General features: G+C 42.5%; 15 protein-coding genes. 4 read left to right on the top strand and 11 right to left on the bottom strand.

Annotated features, from left to right (window positions below):
• Positions 1–3 precede the first annotated feature (3 nt).
• The 4 genes from ACTQ45_RS07675 to ACTQ45_RS07660 all read right to left on the bottom strand — a co-directional run bounded on the left by ACTQ45_RS07675 (position 4) and on the right by ACTQ45_RS07660 (position 3,897).
• Positions 4–792: a CHAD domain-containing protein gene (locus ACTQ45_RS07675; protein ID WP_441763396.1), complete on the bottom strand. Its 789-nt coding sequence runs from the start codon at positions 790–792 to the stop codon at positions 4–6.
• Positions 793–896: 104 nt separating this feature from the next.
• Positions 897–1,700 carry a hypothetical protein gene (locus tag ACTQ45_RS07670; protein WP_441763395.1) on the bottom strand — a complete coding sequence of 268 codons (804 nt, stop codon included), beginning with the start codon at positions 1,698–1,700 and terminating at the stop codon, positions 897–899.
• A gap of 354 nt (positions 1,701–2,054) precedes the next feature.
• Positions 2,055–2,876 (bottom strand): aldo/keto reductase family protein, encoded by an 822-nt coding sequence (locus tag ACTQ45_RS07665; RefSeq protein WP_441763394.1) that lies wholly within the window; start codon positions 2,874–2,876, stop codon positions 2,055–2,057.
• A gap of 10 nt (positions 2,877–2,886) precedes the next feature.
• Entirely contained in the window at positions 2,887–3,897 is a 1,011-nt protein-coding gene (locus ACTQ45_RS07660; protein WP_441763393.1) for an NAD(P)H-quinone oxidoreductase, read from the bottom strand.
• Between the two features lie 236 nt (positions 3,898–4,133).
• Between ACTQ45_RS07660 and ACTQ45_RS07655 the strand changes: the two genes are divergently transcribed.
• Together ACTQ45_RS07655 and ACTQ45_RS07650 are read left to right on the top strand one after the other, a co-directional pair.
• A complete protein-coding gene (locus ACTQ45_RS07655; protein WP_441763392.1) occupies positions 4,134–4,973 on the top strand; it encodes a VOC family protein in 840 nt (279 codons plus the stop codon).
• A 668-nt stretch (positions 4,974–5,641) separates the two neighbouring features.
• Positions 5,642–6,226 (top strand): CDP-alcohol phosphatidyltransferase family protein, encoded by a 585-nt coding sequence (locus ACTQ45_RS07650; RefSeq protein WP_441763391.1) that lies wholly within the window; start codon positions 5,642–5,644, stop codon positions 6,224–6,226.
• 303 nt (positions 6,227–6,529) lie between these two features.
• On the opposite strand, the gene ACTQ45_RS07645 is transcribed toward ACTQ45_RS07650, so the two are convergent.
• Both ACTQ45_RS07645 and ACTQ45_RS07640 read right to left on the bottom strand, forming a co-directional pair.
• The gene (locus tag ACTQ45_RS07645) at positions 6,530–6,868 is read right to left on the bottom strand and encodes a hypothetical protein (RefSeq protein ID WP_441752160.1); all 339 of its coding nucleotides are present in this window, start codon (positions 6,866–6,868) and stop codon (positions 6,530–6,532) included.
• A gap of 314 nt (positions 6,869–7,182) precedes the next feature.
• Positions 7,183–7,416, bottom strand: a complete 234-nt coding sequence (locus ACTQ45_RS07640) for a hypothetical protein (protein WP_441763390.1) — start codon at positions 7,414–7,416, stop codon at positions 7,183–7,185.
• Between the two features lie 238 nt (positions 7,417–7,654).
• On the opposite strand from ACTQ45_RS07640, the gene gap reads away from it, so the two are divergent.
• Both gap and ACTQ45_RS07630 read left to right on the top strand, forming a co-directional pair.
• Positions 7,655–8,659, top strand: a complete 1,005-nt coding sequence (gap, locus tag ACTQ45_RS07635) for a type I glyceraldehyde-3-phosphate dehydrogenase (protein ID WP_441763389.1) — start codon at positions 7,655–7,657, stop codon at positions 8,657–8,659.
• 356 nt (positions 8,660–9,015) lie between these two features.
• Positions 9,016–10,014, top strand: coding sequence for a DUF697 domain-containing protein (locus ACTQ45_RS07630; protein WP_441763388.1), 999 nt, complete (start codon positions 9,016–9,018; stop codon positions 10,012–10,014).
• A 79-nt stretch (positions 10,015–10,093) separates the two neighbouring features.
• On the opposite strand, the gene ACTQ45_RS07625 is transcribed toward ACTQ45_RS07630, so the two are convergent.
• From ACTQ45_RS07625 to ACTQ45_RS07605, 5 genes are all read right to left on the bottom strand, one after another.
• Positions 10,094–10,408 (bottom strand): hypothetical protein, encoded by a 315-nt coding sequence (locus tag ACTQ45_RS07625; RefSeq protein WP_441763387.1) that lies wholly within the window; start codon positions 10,406–10,408, stop codon positions 10,094–10,096.
• 66 nt (positions 10,409–10,474) lie between these two features.
• Entirely contained in the window at positions 10,475–11,152 is a 678-nt protein-coding gene (locus tag ACTQ45_RS07620) for an RluA family pseudouridine synthase (RefSeq protein ID WP_441763386.1), read from the bottom strand.
• Positions 11,153–11,343: 191 nt separating this feature from the next.
• The gene (locus ACTQ45_RS07615; RefSeq protein WP_441763385.1) at positions 11,344–11,952 is read right to left on the bottom strand and encodes a DUF624 domain-containing protein; all 609 of its coding nucleotides are present in this window, start codon (positions 11,950–11,952) and stop codon (positions 11,344–11,346) included.
• A 28-nt stretch (positions 11,953–11,980) separates the two neighbouring features.
• The gene (locus tag ACTQ45_RS07610) at positions 11,981–13,480 is read right to left on the bottom strand and encodes a sugar ABC transporter substrate-binding protein (RefSeq protein ID WP_441763442.1); all 1,500 of its coding nucleotides are present in this window, start codon (positions 13,478–13,480) and stop codon (positions 11,981–11,983) included.
• A gap of 61 nt (positions 13,481–13,541) precedes the next feature.
• Positions 13,542–14,453 (bottom strand): carbohydrate ABC transporter permease, encoded by a 912-nt coding sequence (locus ACTQ45_RS07605; protein WP_441752148.1) that lies wholly within the window; start codon positions 14,451–14,453, stop codon positions 13,542–13,544.
• Positions 14,454–14,463 lie beyond the last annotated feature (10 nt).

The raw sequence follows: 14,463 nt of genomic DNA, 5'->3' as shown, positions 1-14,463 counted from the left end.
TTTCTAGGATAGCTTTAATTGTTTTTGGATTAATAATAAGATAGCTTGTACCGCTTCGTCAGGTGCCTTCTCGCTCAAGTCACTCAGTAGTCTTTCAATCACATGACTATCCGTTTCTTTGCCTAAGTCAGCTTGAATGTGTTTAGCCGACTTGATGATTTCCTTTAACGTTTGCTCCGTCGATCTTTTTAATAAGCTAGCCGCATAGCGTAATTTCTTCGCTTTTTTGCGTGTATCATGGAGTGCTTCATAAGGCATTTCATCGACATGCTTACTTAAATTCTCTAACTTATCTTGTTTCTTCGCGAGACGCTTATCGATATATTGGGGCCAATGCTTGGTCTGGAGTATTTGCTTGTCGGATAACAGAATATCAATCGACTTGAGCATATTGTCAAAGTGTTGGCTATTGGTTTTATTAAAGGTCTTGCGTTGTTCGCGCCGGCGCAAGATGCCCAGATAATTGAACAGTGCTTGGTAATTGTCACTCAAATCCGGTTCCTTTACCGCAAAATCTTGACAAAAAACATGTAGCACATCCAAGTCTCGTAAGGGACTGAGCCCTCGCCCTGCTTCACGCAAATGCGACTGTAATTCTTGATAGAGTGCGGGATCGATGGTTGGCTTAAGGAAATTCAACAGTGCGCGCAGCTTCCGGATATTCGCGCGCAAAACATGAACGTGTTTAGCTTCAAAGGGATTATTCAGATAATCTTGGTAACTGCGTTTGACGGCCTCTGTTTGTTTGCGGACGGCATCGATGGGTTCACTCAAGGTTTCTTTTGTCGTCATAACCACTTTCTCCTCTCACTTTCCTTAATATAAGTATATCAGGTCAAGAAGCAAATCAGAAACCATACGAAAAACAGCCCCTAGAAAAGCGGCCGTTAGTGTGTTTAGGTGATGGCTGTTTGTTTAATCATTAGTTTGGGCGCAAAGTGATGGCATAAGGCCTCCGATAATTCAATTCGGCCTAGCGTCACAGGTAAATTAACGACGAGACACTCTTGTAAGTAATGATTAATCGCAAAATTCTCCGTTAAACTTAAATGCTGTCGCGCATAAGGTTGGAAGTTTGGGGCCTCTTGACCAACTTCCTGTGCCGTTTTCAAATCCATGCCTAATTCATAGGTCGCAATCGCTCGACGTAAACCAGAAGCGGGCGTACTGTTCGAATGTAAATTTAGAGAGTGTAAGAGATTATTGCTGTGGTTGATATACAATAATTCATTATCTTTAAATACCATATAAATACCCGCTGTCGCTTCTGCTTGGCGAGCCATCCATTCACGAGGTCTCACATATTCCAATTGTTGAAAGCCTTGACTCAATAGTTCAAGGGATTCAGCTTGTAATTCTTCCCAAGAAAATTGAGTCGACTGATAGTCTGTCAAATATTTATCGAATGTCCCCTGAGTTTCTTCTAATTCCTTGCGACCAAAATCCGTATAAGACACTTGAATTAATGGTGTTGACATGTTGTTTGAGTCGGATATTTCAGCTTTTAATAAGCGCTTAGCTCGCTTTCGAAGATTGTTTGTTTCGCCAATCAAGGCAACTTTTTCTGGATTGGTCAATCGATAATTGCCGGTTCGTTTTTCTAATCGTTTATGGTCCTTGTACAGTGGACTTACCTCGAGTACTTGCCGCCCAGCTTCTAACCAAGCCTGTGCATCGCTTTGTACCTCATTCCAGCGCATTATATCCCCCTTCTTCCTTGCTTCTCTATTGGAAATTAGTTTATCTTACTCAAGCGTCACTTTCAAATATTGCCTATAATCTTAACACCTTATTTAAATTTCATGCGACTGATCGAAAATTCTAAGACGGTACACGATAGAATAAACCCTCTAACGAAGGGGTTTGATTTTTATAGGAAAGCCGAGTGTTGCTCGTGATGGATATGAGCCAGCAACCTCGCTTTTTTGTTATATTTTGTGAGCCAGAGGCCTTTTGTCCTTTTGACTAACGGTGGATGAAAAGATGCTTACTTAATCCATCATATCCTATCCACCCAATAAAAAAGACGACCAGACCGGCCGTCTCTAGTATTTTTATAAGAATATGTCGCCGTCCCAATGCCAAGTATCAAGGTAAGCTAAGTCTTCTGCTTCTAATGAAAAGTCAAAAATTTGTGCATTCTCTGTAATACGAGCCGCATGAACGGACTTCGTTAATGGAATATAATTTTTCTCAATGCCATAACGTAAAAGAAGTTGGGCGATAGACTTGTTATATTTTTCAGTCATCTTAAGAACTTGTGCATCTTCTTTCATTTGCGAAATAGGTGATAATGGCGACCAAGCTTGAATTGCCATACCAGCTTCGCGACTTAAAGCAACGGTTTCTGCTTGTAAGACTCCTGGGTGTAAGCGCAGTTGGTTGATAACTGGTTTGACACGGCAATGGGGTAATAAGTTTTCTAAATGTTCTACTTTAAAGTTACTTAAACCAATAGAACGGATTTTCCCTGCTTCATGTGCGTCTTCTAGTGCACGCCATGTTTGAATGTTTGACTCACGCCAATCTTCTTCATGACCTGAAACGACTGGCCAGTGAATTAACATTAAGTCTAAATAATCTGTCCCTAAGGCTCTCAATGATTCATCAACTGATTTTAATGTATCTTCGTAAGCATGATTGACGTTGTCGATTTTCGTTGTTAAGAAAATCTCTTCACGAGGCACACCACTTTTACGAATTCCTTCGCCAACAAGCGTTTCGTTACCATACATTTGTGCTGTATCTATGTGACGGTAGCCCGCTTTCAACGCATTGACAACGCCATCGACACACTCACTTGGATCCACATTCTGCCAAGTACCATAACCCAATACTGGGATTTCTTTGCCATTCAATAAAGTTAATTGTTCCATTTAAACTCTCCTATTTACTAAAATTTGTTAATAATATTTTGCCGATATTACGATTTTCTGTCATGTAAGTTTGGGCAGATTCAGCGTCCGCCAAAGCAAATGTCCGGTCGATGATTGGATAAATACTGCCATTATCCAAATAAGGTTTTACGCGAGCTTGAAACTCACTCGTTAATTTGGCCTTATAAGTAGCTGAACGTGGCGTCAATAAAGTACCTGTCAGAGTGACAAATTTCTTCATCAAATCAAACAGCTGAACTTGCGAAATCACAGACCCTCCCAAGGCTCCGATTAAGACCCAGCGCCCACTTTCCGCAATGCTCTTTAGGTTTTTCTGCCAGTAGCTAGCACCAACGAAATCTAAAATCACATCAACACCGCGGTTGTCAGTGGCTTCTAAAACGGCTTGACTGAAGTCTGTTTCCTTATAGTTAATGGCTACATCTGCACCAAGAGCTAGACAGGCATCTAATTTTTCTTGCGAACCAGCTGTCACAATCACACGTGCTCCGACGAGTTGCTTCGCTAATTGGATGGCGGCAGTTCCGACGCCACTTGCCCCTGCATGAATTAAGACTGTTTCACCTTCTTGTAATTTACCATGCCAGAAAAGTGTTTGGTAGGCGGTTAGAAATACTTCAGGTATTGCGGCTGCCTCTTTTAGACTAATCCCTTCAGGAAGCAACATAGCACGATTTGCTGGCATGACCACATATTCTGCATAGCCGCCACCATCAACAAGCCCCATGACATGCTCACCCACACTGATCCCAGCGCTATCGCCAGCCACTTGGACCACCACGCCGGCTACTTCAACACCCAATTCCACTATGTCTTCTGACGTTTCATTGGCACCATCGGCATAGCCCGCCTGACGCTCGCGGGTCATAATATCCGTTCGGTTCACTCCAACTGATACAACCTCAATCAATAGGTCACCCTCCTTTAGAATTGGTGCTTTGACGTCGCGTAATTCTAAGGTCGAGCCTTCTTCCAGACATTTTACTACAATCCCCTTCATTGAAATCCTCCTCGTTTCTACTTTATCTATTATACACGAAGATAAGCTTTATCGCTCGCAGAACCGCTCGGCCCAAATAGGGCTAAACAGTTTGAGGGCATTACAAAAGTAATGACTAAAAATTAGCCTTGTTGACAAAAATAAGCGTATAATAATGAAGATGAATTAATTTTGCCACAAGATAATTTTTGTGGCTTGACGGCTAATCGTCATATTTGGTGAAAGGGAGTTTTAATATGAATTTACAGGCAGTGGAATTTGATTTTATTGTAAATAATGTGAAGCAAACGAAGGAAGTTTATGAAGCAGTGTTCGGTTTGGAAATTATTGAAGAAACAAATTTCCCCGTCGGCAGCAATGAATTGGTATTTAATTTGGCTGGCACGCGTTTCCATTTATTGGACGCGAATCCCGACTACGGTATGGAAGCACCGGCAGTCGATGAGGATTTTCCTTTCTGGTTTAATGTCAGCACAGAGGATATTCAGGGGCTTTGGCAAAAGGCCATCGCGGCAGGTTGTAGCGAGTTAGTCGAACCAACAAAGTCGGCTGATTCAGGTTCAATGACCGCGATGTTCCGCGATCCAGATGGCTATATTTGGATGCTAAACGACTTTTCAAAAAGCGACATTGACGCTTTTGAAGGCCTGGCAATTGCTTATGTTGTTCAAGACGTGGCCTTGAGCTTAGAAACCTATGCGGGCATCTTCCCGATTGATATCCTGTCGCAAGCGGCTGATCACAGTGAAGCAGTTTTCACCTTGTTCAGTACACGTTTCCAAATATTTGCTGAGAACGAAATCGAAGGCTTGATGGGACCTGGTGAAGGGGAAGGTATGCCTTTTTGGTTCAACTTAGTTGTTCCCGATTTGCACGCCGTTTGGGAAAAAGCGATGGCTTTGGATTGCCAAGCAATTCAAACGCCGATTCATATGGAGCAAATGGGGATCACGAACGCGATGTTTGCTGATTTGGAAGGCTATGTATGGATGCTACATGAAATTCACGAAGTGGTTTCTTTTGAAGACCGTGTAGATTACTTCGAGCAAGAGATGGGCTTGAAAGAAAAAGATTAACTTTTGAAATTTAACATTTAAGTGTGCGCTTGTCCCGTGTGGATCAAGCGCATTCTTGTGTTGGTGAAAGCGCTGACTGTTGTGATCAGGTTATCGTCACGGCCAGGGCCAAAACTGCTACTCGCCGCGACGCCCAGGGCCAAAACTGCTACTCGCCGTAACGCCCAGGGCCAAAACTGCTACTCGCCGCGACGCCCAGGGCCAAAACTGCTACTCGCCGTAACGGCCAGGGCCAAAACTGCTACTCGCCGCGACGCCCAGGGCCAAAACTGCTACTCGCCGCGACGGCCAGGGCCAAAACTGCTACTCGCCGTAACGGCCAGGGCCAAAACTACTACTCGCCGTAACGGCCAGGGCCAAAACTGCTACTCGCCGCGACGGCCAGGGCCAAAACTGCTACTCGCCGCGACGCCCAGGGCCAAAACTGCTACTCGCCGTAACGGCCAGGGCCAAAACTGCTACTCGCCGTAGCGCCCAGGGCCAAAACTGCTACTCGCCGTAACGGCCAGTTTATGGGATTGGATGAGCGTCCTAGGTGCCTCCTCCCAAGCAGACTGTCGCCTTATGAATGTCGCTCATATTTTGTAAAAAGATGGTTTAAGTACTAAAACAACGCAAATGATGAGAAATATGTTAAAATTAGTTTTAGTTTTAGAGGAGGTGTGCGTGTGAATAATTTGAAAAAATCGCCGATTAAGAAAGCGGATTGGTTGGCGATTCCGAATTTATTATCGATTGTGCGGATTCTGTTGATTCCACTTTTTGTTTATGTTTATCTGAATGAGACTCTTCGCCATAATTATCTGTGGGCGGCTTTTATTGTGATGGTGTCGGGGGCGACGGATTATCTCGATGGTGTAATTGCGCGCAAGTTTGATATGATTACTGACCTTGGGAAGCTGCTGGATCCCTTTGCGGATAAGCTGACGCAATTGGCGATTATCATTTGTCTGGTATTTACTTGGCCGGGAATGGTGATTGTGATTGCAGTCTTTGTCATCAAGGAAATCGCCTTGTTAGTTTGTCAAATTGTCTTGTTTAGAAATGGCAAAGTCATGGATGGCGCTTTGTGGTACGGCAAAGTGTCGACCTTCGTTTTCTATGCATGCGCTTTGATTCTGGTCGCTTTTCCAAATTTGAACCAGACCCTAGCCAACCTGTTAATGAGTCTAACCGCTATCGGTTTGCTGTTGGCATTTATTTTATATACGCGCTGGTTTGTTCGCCAACTGCGAACTAATTCGAGAAAATAAATACACAAGGATTAGCGAGTGCAATTATCTTAGGATAGTTGCTCGCTTTTTTTAATAGGGACTATTCAATTATCCTAAACCGTGTTATGATAAAAAGTAAGCGGATACATCTATAGATTAATAAAGCTCTACGCTAAGCGAGCCCCCAAAAAAATGCTTTGCGTCAGCCAACTATTGTCCGCCTATTTATCTTTTTTTATCCCCTTATCCAAGCAATTGTTAGCCAAAGGCCAAACGATTGCTTGGTTTCATATACCAATAAACAAACACTCGCAAACCATTTGGGCTTGCGAGTGTTTGCCTTTAATTTTCGGGTTCAATGGTGTCAAATCTCAAGTAGGCTGTGAACATTAGGGCTGCTTGAATAATGACGAACATCATATAATCTGGAATCAAAGCCACCGCTAAGCCGTAAAGGCCGGCTGACAATAGAAGTAGTCCTTTCTTTTCCCAGAATAAGCAGGCAAAAGTGGTGGCTGTCGCTAACCAGGTGGCTGCTAGATGGGGCCAGACGATAGCAATTGCAGCGCTATAATTTGTATCGTTCACAATGGCCGGGTTCAAAAACCAATGCCAGATATAATATATGGAGGCGATTAGACCTAATACTAGAGCTGTTTTGACATAAGTGTTTGTTCGCATGATGTTAGTCCCTTTCTATCGTCTCGCTTAATTGTTTGTACTTAGTATAGCGGATGACACTATGAGTGACTAGTCGAAAAACACTAAAAGAACGTCGAGAAACGTTAGTTTCTCAAGTTATTGGAGTTAACGTCTACACGACGCCAGCGTATAAAACTTGAAGTGCTTTATGACCTAATGGTGATTTCATCCCTTTCGCTTTGAATGACGCAGTCTTGGACTTGGCCGATTCGTTTAGGCACTAAGCTCATTTCCATATGATGACATAAAGTCTGAGTGACTTCATCGCCTTCAAAACGTCCAGTATAAGCATGCTATGCATTGGCGGCTTGAGCTGTACCTGTGTGTAAATCGCCAGTATTTGAATAATTTAAAGCTGAACGGCTGGCTCTTGATAAGGTCGCCGATAAATAACCATCTGGCGTATACATTAAATAAACAGTCGCATCTGTACCCAAGAAATAGTAGCGCTCCCTCTCTTTAGTTTCACGTGTATTCTCTAATGGCGTCCAGTCACCAATGACTGTTTCACGAGATGTTTGAGTCATGAGCCTACTTCCTTTCTAAATGTATAATTTTTTCATCTGTTACTTGATTATGCAGGAGCGGTCTTAAAATTTCTGGCTATGGGTTTAGGGCGGGGTGTTATCGCACCTATAGTCCCGGCTTGTAGTGGTTTGGAAGCAGTGTAGAGTTATTTTTGAGGCAGATTAAATGCTTTATGTCCTATTTTGCTTAAGATGTATGGGTAGTGTCTCTCTTGTTTTTTCCGAAGGAGGATTTTCGATGGCTATGAAAGTAGCGATTAATGGGTTTGGTCGGATTGGGCGTTTGGTATTAAAGCGGATTTTAGAGACGGATAGTGATCTTGAGGTAGTGGCAATTAATGATTTGACGGATAATAAGGATTTAATTTATTTGTTGAAGTATGATACGGCTCAGGGGCGTTTTCCTTATAATGTCTCTTTGGATGGCGATAAGATGGTAGTTGGGGATTATGCGATTCAGACGTTTGAAGAGAAGGATGCGGCGAATTTACCTTGGGGCGATTTAGATATTGACATTGTACTTGAGTGTACGGGTTTTTATACGTCGAAAGAAAAGTCAGCTGCTCATATTCAAGCAGGCGCTAAGCGGGTGTTAATTTCTGCGCCGGCTAAGGATGATGTGACCAAGACGATTGTGTTTGGTGTCAATGAAGAGTCGATTGCGCAGGATGATACGATTGTATCGGCTGCGTCTTGTACGACAAATGCTTTGGCGCCTTTAGTATTTTCTTTAAATAATCATTTTGGCATCAAGCGTGCTTTGATGTCGACGATTCATGGTTACACAGCTTCTCAGCGTCTACAGGACTCTCCTGGTGGGCGTAAGAATCGTGCCGCTGCTCAAAATGCGATTCCATACACGACCGGGGCCGCTAAGGCAATTGGTAAGGTAATTCCTGAGTTGAATGGGAAGATTGATGGCAGTGCGATTCGTATTCCGGTTGTGACAGGTTCGATGGTAGAATTGTACACTGTCCTAGAACGCGATGTCACAATTGATGAGGTCAATGCGGCAATGAAAGCTGATGCGTCGGATTCTTATGTTTACGTGGAAGACGAAATTGTGTCTTCAGATGTGATTGGTTTCCCAGCTGGTTCTTTATTTGATTCGACTCAAACGAAATTGATGGATGCTGACGGTGGCCAGTTAGTCAAGACGGTGACTTGGTATGACAATGAGTATGGTTTCGTGTCGAATATGGTTCGTACCTTAGAACATTTTGCTAATTTAGAAAATATCTAGTTGCATGAATGACTCAATTCGAGAATTTTAATTAAGCGTTGTCCCCTTGTTCTCGATGAATGAGATTGAAAACGGTAGTAACAGATGTTGTCTATATAGCCAACGGCCCCTGATGCGAGCGTAGTGTCAAGGGCTGTTTTTTTGTGCGGGACTACTCACACAACAGGACGTGGGATTAATTCGCGTAACTGGACGGGGAATTTCGTACTCACAAGAGACATTCGAAGCAATGACGCAAGTTAGTTGTGCCGATTGGCATAATTAACACACTTTTTCCAAAATAGGTCTTCTGACTGATGGCGCACTTCGCGGTTTTAAGGTAAAGTAAGAGAAAGACAGACGAAAGGAGTGGCTATATGAGCCAATGGTGGAAAGATTTGAAGCGATTACTGATTTGGGGTGGCGCAATTTTTGGCATCCTGATGACGATTTTTATTATCAATCAATTTTGGACTCTGTATCAGTTTATGGCACAATTACATCCAATCCTTGCAAGCGTCGTGATCACAATTCTCGTAATAGGCTTGGCCTTCATTGGTTATAAAGTCACTCGGCAATTATTTAGAAATCAACCCGTACTTGAACTACCAGCCAATCCCAGCGAAGAAGAACATGCGGCCTACCTCGATAGTTGGCTCAATATTCTGGCTAAAAATCCTCACCTAGAGGCGACTCAATATCAACTAGCGGCTGAAGATAAGGAGATAACGCTCGACGCTGATAGTAAAGCGGCCTTGATTAATGAAGGACTGGCGACCTTGAGAGAACGTTCTTTACCGGTCATCAAAGAAAATGCGAATGCCATTTTCTTGAGCACGGCCATTTCGCAAAACGGCTCGCTCGACAGTTTTATGGTCCTCTTCACCTTGATGCGGATGATTTGGCAACTGGCTAAATTTTATGAAACACGCCCTTCTCTCGTCAGTCTCTTGAAGTTATATCTCCAAGTGGCAAGTGTCGTATTGATGGCGCGCACGCTGGAAGATGCTGACTTGATTGAAGATCAAATGGAACCGCTGATAGCCACGATTATTGGTGAAAGTTTAGCCTCGGCCATTCCAGGCATGGTGCCAGTCACTAATTTAATCGTCAGTTCTCTAATGGAAGGCACGGTCAACGCGTTTTTGACCTTACGTGTTGGTTTAATCACGCAAAATTATTTAGGCAGTGCACACTCGCTCGAAAAAAGCAGTCTGCGTCGAGCGACTTCGACGCAGGCCCTGAGATATATGGGCAGTATCATTAAGTCCAACAGCAGTGTCGTTCTCAAAACCGTTGGGAACGCTGCGAAAAACGCGAGTATTGGTAAAGCCAAACGTTGGTTAAAACTCGATAAAACTACGGACAAACTCTAAACCAAAAGCCGTCAGGCGAACCACGAAACATGGTGCGCCTGACGGCTTTCTTTTATGGCCTGTTAGACAAGTCTAGGTCTTAATCGATTAAAGCCATGTAGTTCATAACCGGAATTTCATAAGGATGTGCTAAACGAATGAGTGCTTCCACCTCTGTGCGATGTTTCGCTTGAATGCGACATTCGAGCTTTATTTCATCGACTTCAGTCAACTCGCCAGTCTGTCCGATATAAGCTTGCGCGTCGTCGAGTGGACGAAAATGCCCTTTAACCAGACTGGTCGCGTAACAATAATCGTAATTACCTTCTCTTAAAAAACCACCTGAATTTAAAGCTTCAATGATCGACTCTTCATGACCAAGTGGTATGAAGACCTCTAGTTTTAAAAACTCCATGCTAGCTTCATCCTCCTAATTGAAACATTTCATTGAACACTTGCAAATACTATATGCTATAGTGTACTAAATATTCTGCCAAACATCCCACGGAAAGCCTGAAGGGGGTAGAGACGTGACTTCAACCCAATCTTTTTTGACCGGATGTTCGAGCCCTAAAGTATGTGCCCAAAGGGCAATTTGTTGACCAACTTTACTGAATGCTTGACCATATTTTTGATCACCCCAAATCGGAGTGCCCATGCCAGCTAATTGCACACGAATTTGGTGTGGACGGCCGGTTTGTAATTGTACGATTAATAGACTTAAGTCACCTTGTGTTTCTAAGACTTCATAAGTTAACATCGCCTTCTTGCCCTGACCATGACTGGCAGGCACAATCGAGACAATATTCTTATTGGTGTCTTTGTATAAATAGTCGATCAACTGATCCTTAGCTTTAGACGGGCGGCCTTGAACCACTGCGTAATACTTGCGGGTCATCGCATGGCGTCGGACTTGATCCGATAAACGTGAAGCGGCTTTGGATGTCTTCGCAAAAACCATCGCCCCACCAACTGGTCTATCCAGACGATGCACTAAGCCTAAATACACATTGCCCGGTTTTTGATAACGGACTTTAATATCCTCTTTTAAATAACTCAATAAATCTAGATCACGGCTTTTATCTGATTGAACCGGTATATTGACCGGTTTTTCTACCAATAATAGATGATTGTCTTCATACAATATTGGCACCTTCATGACATCCTTCTCCCTTTAAACATAGTCTATCTATCATACCATGAATATATTTTAAGTCATCCTTTAAAAAAGAGAGGTCTACAGAGATTGAGGGGCTTGTTTAGCTGGTCGTTAATTCTGGTTAACTAGCGGCCCTATTGTCAAAGCAAAAAAATCACCTCACTCTTTTTAAAGAGCAAGGTGATTGGTGTTTAGTCTGTGCTGAGTTGTGTCAGTACTTTACGTAGGGACCAGGCGTTCAGGTTGGCCAAACCTACGAAGCCTCCGAATAGGTAAAAATAGACGGCTATCAATAGACCGGCATAGCTAGTCACGCTTAGGAATACGATCAGTGTATTTATGATAATCATGAGGCTTGTTTGGATGGGAAAGCTCATGAATAGGTAGCCGCAATTTCTGAGGGTGTCCTTGAACTTCATCTCATACAGGCCAGTTAAAATAAATTGATAGGTCAATAAAACTAAGGTAGTGATGATGCCGATTAATTGAATTGGCAGTAATAAGGTTATGTTTAATCGTGAGGGTAATACAACTAAGCACAGAAAAACGGTTAATGTAAAGCTTCCTGTTTTTAAGGATGTGATCCATTTTTCTTTAACTAGCTTCCAGAATACTGTGTAAATAGCTAAATCAGGGAATGTTTGTTGTTTGTATTTGGTCGTTAGTAAGGCCCCCCACGCAGCGGGTATCGTAATGATGGGTAAACAGCAGGCCATAAAAAGGACGTTTAAACCGACTAAATCAAATAGTTTATTGAGAAATTGAATTATTTTACTGTCTAGACTGAGTAGTTGTCTCATGTTTATGGCCTCCTAATGTTTGTCGTGATTATTGAGCACTTTCCTCGTATCGTGTATAGGCTGCATCCATGATACTTAAAAAGTTTTCTAAGCCCATTTGGTTTAGTGTATCTAAGTAAGTATCCCATTCGTCTTGGACGCCGCCTTCAACAACCCATCGCGTAGCTGCTTGACTAGCGTATGAACTGATGTCGATGTTTAGAGTAGTTAATTGGCCGATTTCTTCTTGTGTGTAACTTACACGTGGGAAGGCTGGTAAGGCAAATTCTGCTAAATCATTGTCTAAGATTAATTTCAGTCCGTCCCCTTCTGTTTCGTCAATCTCAACTTTGTCATTAAAACCATCGGTAACATATTTCGGTCCGAAGTCTCTTAATGAGTTAACCCAAGCTGAAATATCTGCTGTTTCTCCGCCAACTGGTGGTAGAACCGTATAAGTTCCATCGTCATTCTTCTGAGTAGCGATGCCAAATGATCCGTAGAAAGTTTGAATCGATGCATCCTCTGTATACCAAGTATCTAGCCATTGTAATAATTTTTCAGGGTTTTCTGTATCACGTAAAATTAAAAATTCATTTCGGTTATAATTTAAATGGTCAGGGTCAGAAATAACATAGCGATTGCCATCTGGACCTTCTAAAGCTGGTAAAGCAACATATTGATCAGAGTTTTGACCAAATAAAGCATCGGCCGTCCAACCTGCTGCCACACCGACACGAGCGCCTGCTGTATCTTGACGTTTCGCTTCTCCCATTGATGTGTCTTGAGTAAAGATTTCAGAATCAATTAAGCCTTCTGCATAAGCTGCGGCCATCGCTTCGATTCCTTGTTTATATTCTTCAGTGATGCGATTGTAGATTGGCTCACCATCTTGTAAGCCCATGTCATACTCGTAACCGTTTCTAACATTGAATGGTAAGATGTAGGCGAAAATCGCATCATAGTTACCGGCACCATATGGAATTTCGTCGGTAGCATCCCCGTTACCGTTGGCATCTTCTTCTTTAAAGGCACGCAATACTTCAACAAATTCATCATAAGTCTGCGGCATCTCTAAACCAAGATTATCTAGCCAGGTCTGGTTAATGAAAAGTTGGTTTCCTACTACAGGTCTCATTGGTAATTTCGTCGGTAAACCATAAATATGGCCATCTGCCGCCGTCGCAATTTGTTTCAGTAAAGGTTCTTTCTCCATGGCAGCTGTTAAATTAGGCATGTGTTCTGCAATTAAATCTTCCAATGGTAAGAATAGAGCAGCATTCTGCATAATTTCAGAATCACTTAAAGCGTTCGACCCTAGAAAAGCATCCGGCAAATCACCACTTGCCATAATAACGGCCTTTTGATCAGCCCAGTCAGAGTTCACGTAAGTATCCCATGTGACATTGATGCCAAATTCAGCTTGACTATCAGTCACGAAACCATTCTGATAATCCGTTCCCCAATCAGACCAACGAACGGTTGCGATTTCATATTCACTCACGTCTTGAGCACTCACTGCTAAACTTGGTAGAATTCCGCTTGTCATTGCTAATAAAGAACTCACTGTTAATAGTTTTCTAATAGATTTTTTCATATAATGTTCTCCTCTATTCTTTTAAGGCGCCAATCATAACGCCTTGATTGAAGTATTTTTGTAAAAATGGATACAAAATCATAATAGGTGCTGTTGAGACAACAATTGACGCATACTTCATCATATCAGCCAACTGTCTGAGTTCGGCAGCTAGGTTTCCTGCTGATGATGATTCCATTAACACTTGATTATTAATTAACATCCTACGTAAGATGAGCTGCAAAGGTTGTAAATTCTCATCTCGTAAATAAATTAACGCGTTGAACCATGAGTTCCAAATACCAACGGCTGTCCACAGTCCAATTACTGCAAGAATCGCTTTGGCAAGCGGTAAAACAATTTGAATGAAATATCGAATGGTTCCAGCGCCATCAATTTGGGCCGCTTCCCATAAGCCTGCTGGAATACTATTCTGGAAGAATGTGCGAATAACAATAATGTTGAAACTCGAAACTGCAAAAGGCACAATCATGACCCAGATGGTATCAACTAATCCTAGTTTATTAACGACTAAATAAGTCGGGATCAAACCTCCTCCAAAAAACATTGGAATAATATAAAGCCAAACAAACCACTTATGACCAACCATATCCTTACGTGTCAGTACAAAACCAGCGGGCACATTAACAAAAAGTGCAAACAGCGTTCCTGCAACCGTATAGAAGATAGTATTAAAGTAACTACGCCAGATTAATCTTTGTTCAAATAGCTTTAAGTAACCATCCAACCTCCATTCTTTTGGCCAAAACCAAACATTTCCATTGGCGACATCCGCGGGATTACTGAATGACGCGATAATGACAAACCACAAGGGATACACAATCACTAGCATCAAAGCGATAGCAAATGTGTAGATGAAGAAAGTAAATACCTTTTCCGATAAGGTCTTCTTCCTTTTATTGGTTCGTTTTTTTGATAATTGCATGTCTTTTCCT

The organism is Fundicoccus sp. Sow4_D5 (assembly GCF_052116365.1).
Lineage (GTDB): Bacteria > Bacillota > Bacilli > Lactobacillales > Aerococcaceae > Fundicoccus.
The sequence above is the reverse complement of the archived record's forward strand: the minus strand, read 5'-3'. Positions and strand labels throughout refer to the sequence as shown.

Coding starts and splice junctions, on each gene's coding strand:
- ACTQ45_RS07675 (WP_441763396.1), bottom strand. CDS start 792: ATGACGACAAAAGAAACCTTGAGTGAACCCATCGATGCCGTCCGCAAA.
- ACTQ45_RS07670 (WP_441763395.1), bottom strand. CDS start 1,700: ATGCGCTGGAATGAGGTACAAAGCGATGCACAGGCTTGGTTAGAAGCT.
- ACTQ45_RS07665 (WP_441763394.1), bottom strand. CDS start 2,876: ATGGAACAATTAACTTTATTGAATGGCAAAGAAATCCCAGTATTGGGT.
- ACTQ45_RS07660 (WP_441763393.1), bottom strand. CDS start 3,897: ATGAAGGGGATTGTAGTAAAATGTCTGGAAGAAGGCTCGACCTTAGAA.
- ACTQ45_RS07655 (WP_441763392.1), top strand. CDS start 4,134: ATGAATTTACAGGCAGTGGAATTTGATTTTATTGTAAATAATGTGAAG.
- ACTQ45_RS07645 (WP_441752160.1), bottom strand. CDS start 6,868: ATGCGAACAAACACTTATGTCAAAACAGCTCTAGTATTAGGTCTAATC.
- ACTQ45_RS07640 (WP_441763390.1), bottom strand. CDS start 7,416: ATGACTCAAACATCTCGTGAAACAGTCATTGGTGACTGGACGCCATTA.
- gap (WP_441763389.1), top strand. CDS start 7,655: ATGGCTATGAAAGTAGCGATTAATGGGTTTGGTCGGATTGGGCGTTTG.
- ACTQ45_RS07630 (WP_441763388.1), top strand. CDS start 9,016: ATGAGCCAATGGTGGAAAGATTTGAAGCGATTACTGATTTGGGGTGGC.
- ACTQ45_RS07625 (WP_441763387.1), bottom strand. CDS start 10,408: ATGGAGTTTTTAAAACTAGAGGTCTTCATACCACTTGGTCATGAAGAG.
- ACTQ45_RS07620 (WP_441763386.1), bottom strand. CDS start 11,152: ATGAAGGTGCCAATATTGTATGAAGACAATCATCTATTATTGGTAGAA.
- ACTQ45_RS07615 (WP_441763385.1), bottom strand. CDS start 11,952: ATGAGACAACTACTCAGTCTAGACAGTAAAATAATTCAATTTCTCAAT.
- ACTQ45_RS07610 (WP_441763442.1), bottom strand. CDS start 13,480: ATGACAAGCGGAATTCTACCAAGTTTAGCAGTGAGTGCTCAAGACGTG.
- ACTQ45_RS07605 (WP_441752148.1), bottom strand. CDS start 14,453: ATGCAATTATCAAAAAAACGAACCAATAAAAGGAAGAAGACCTTATCG.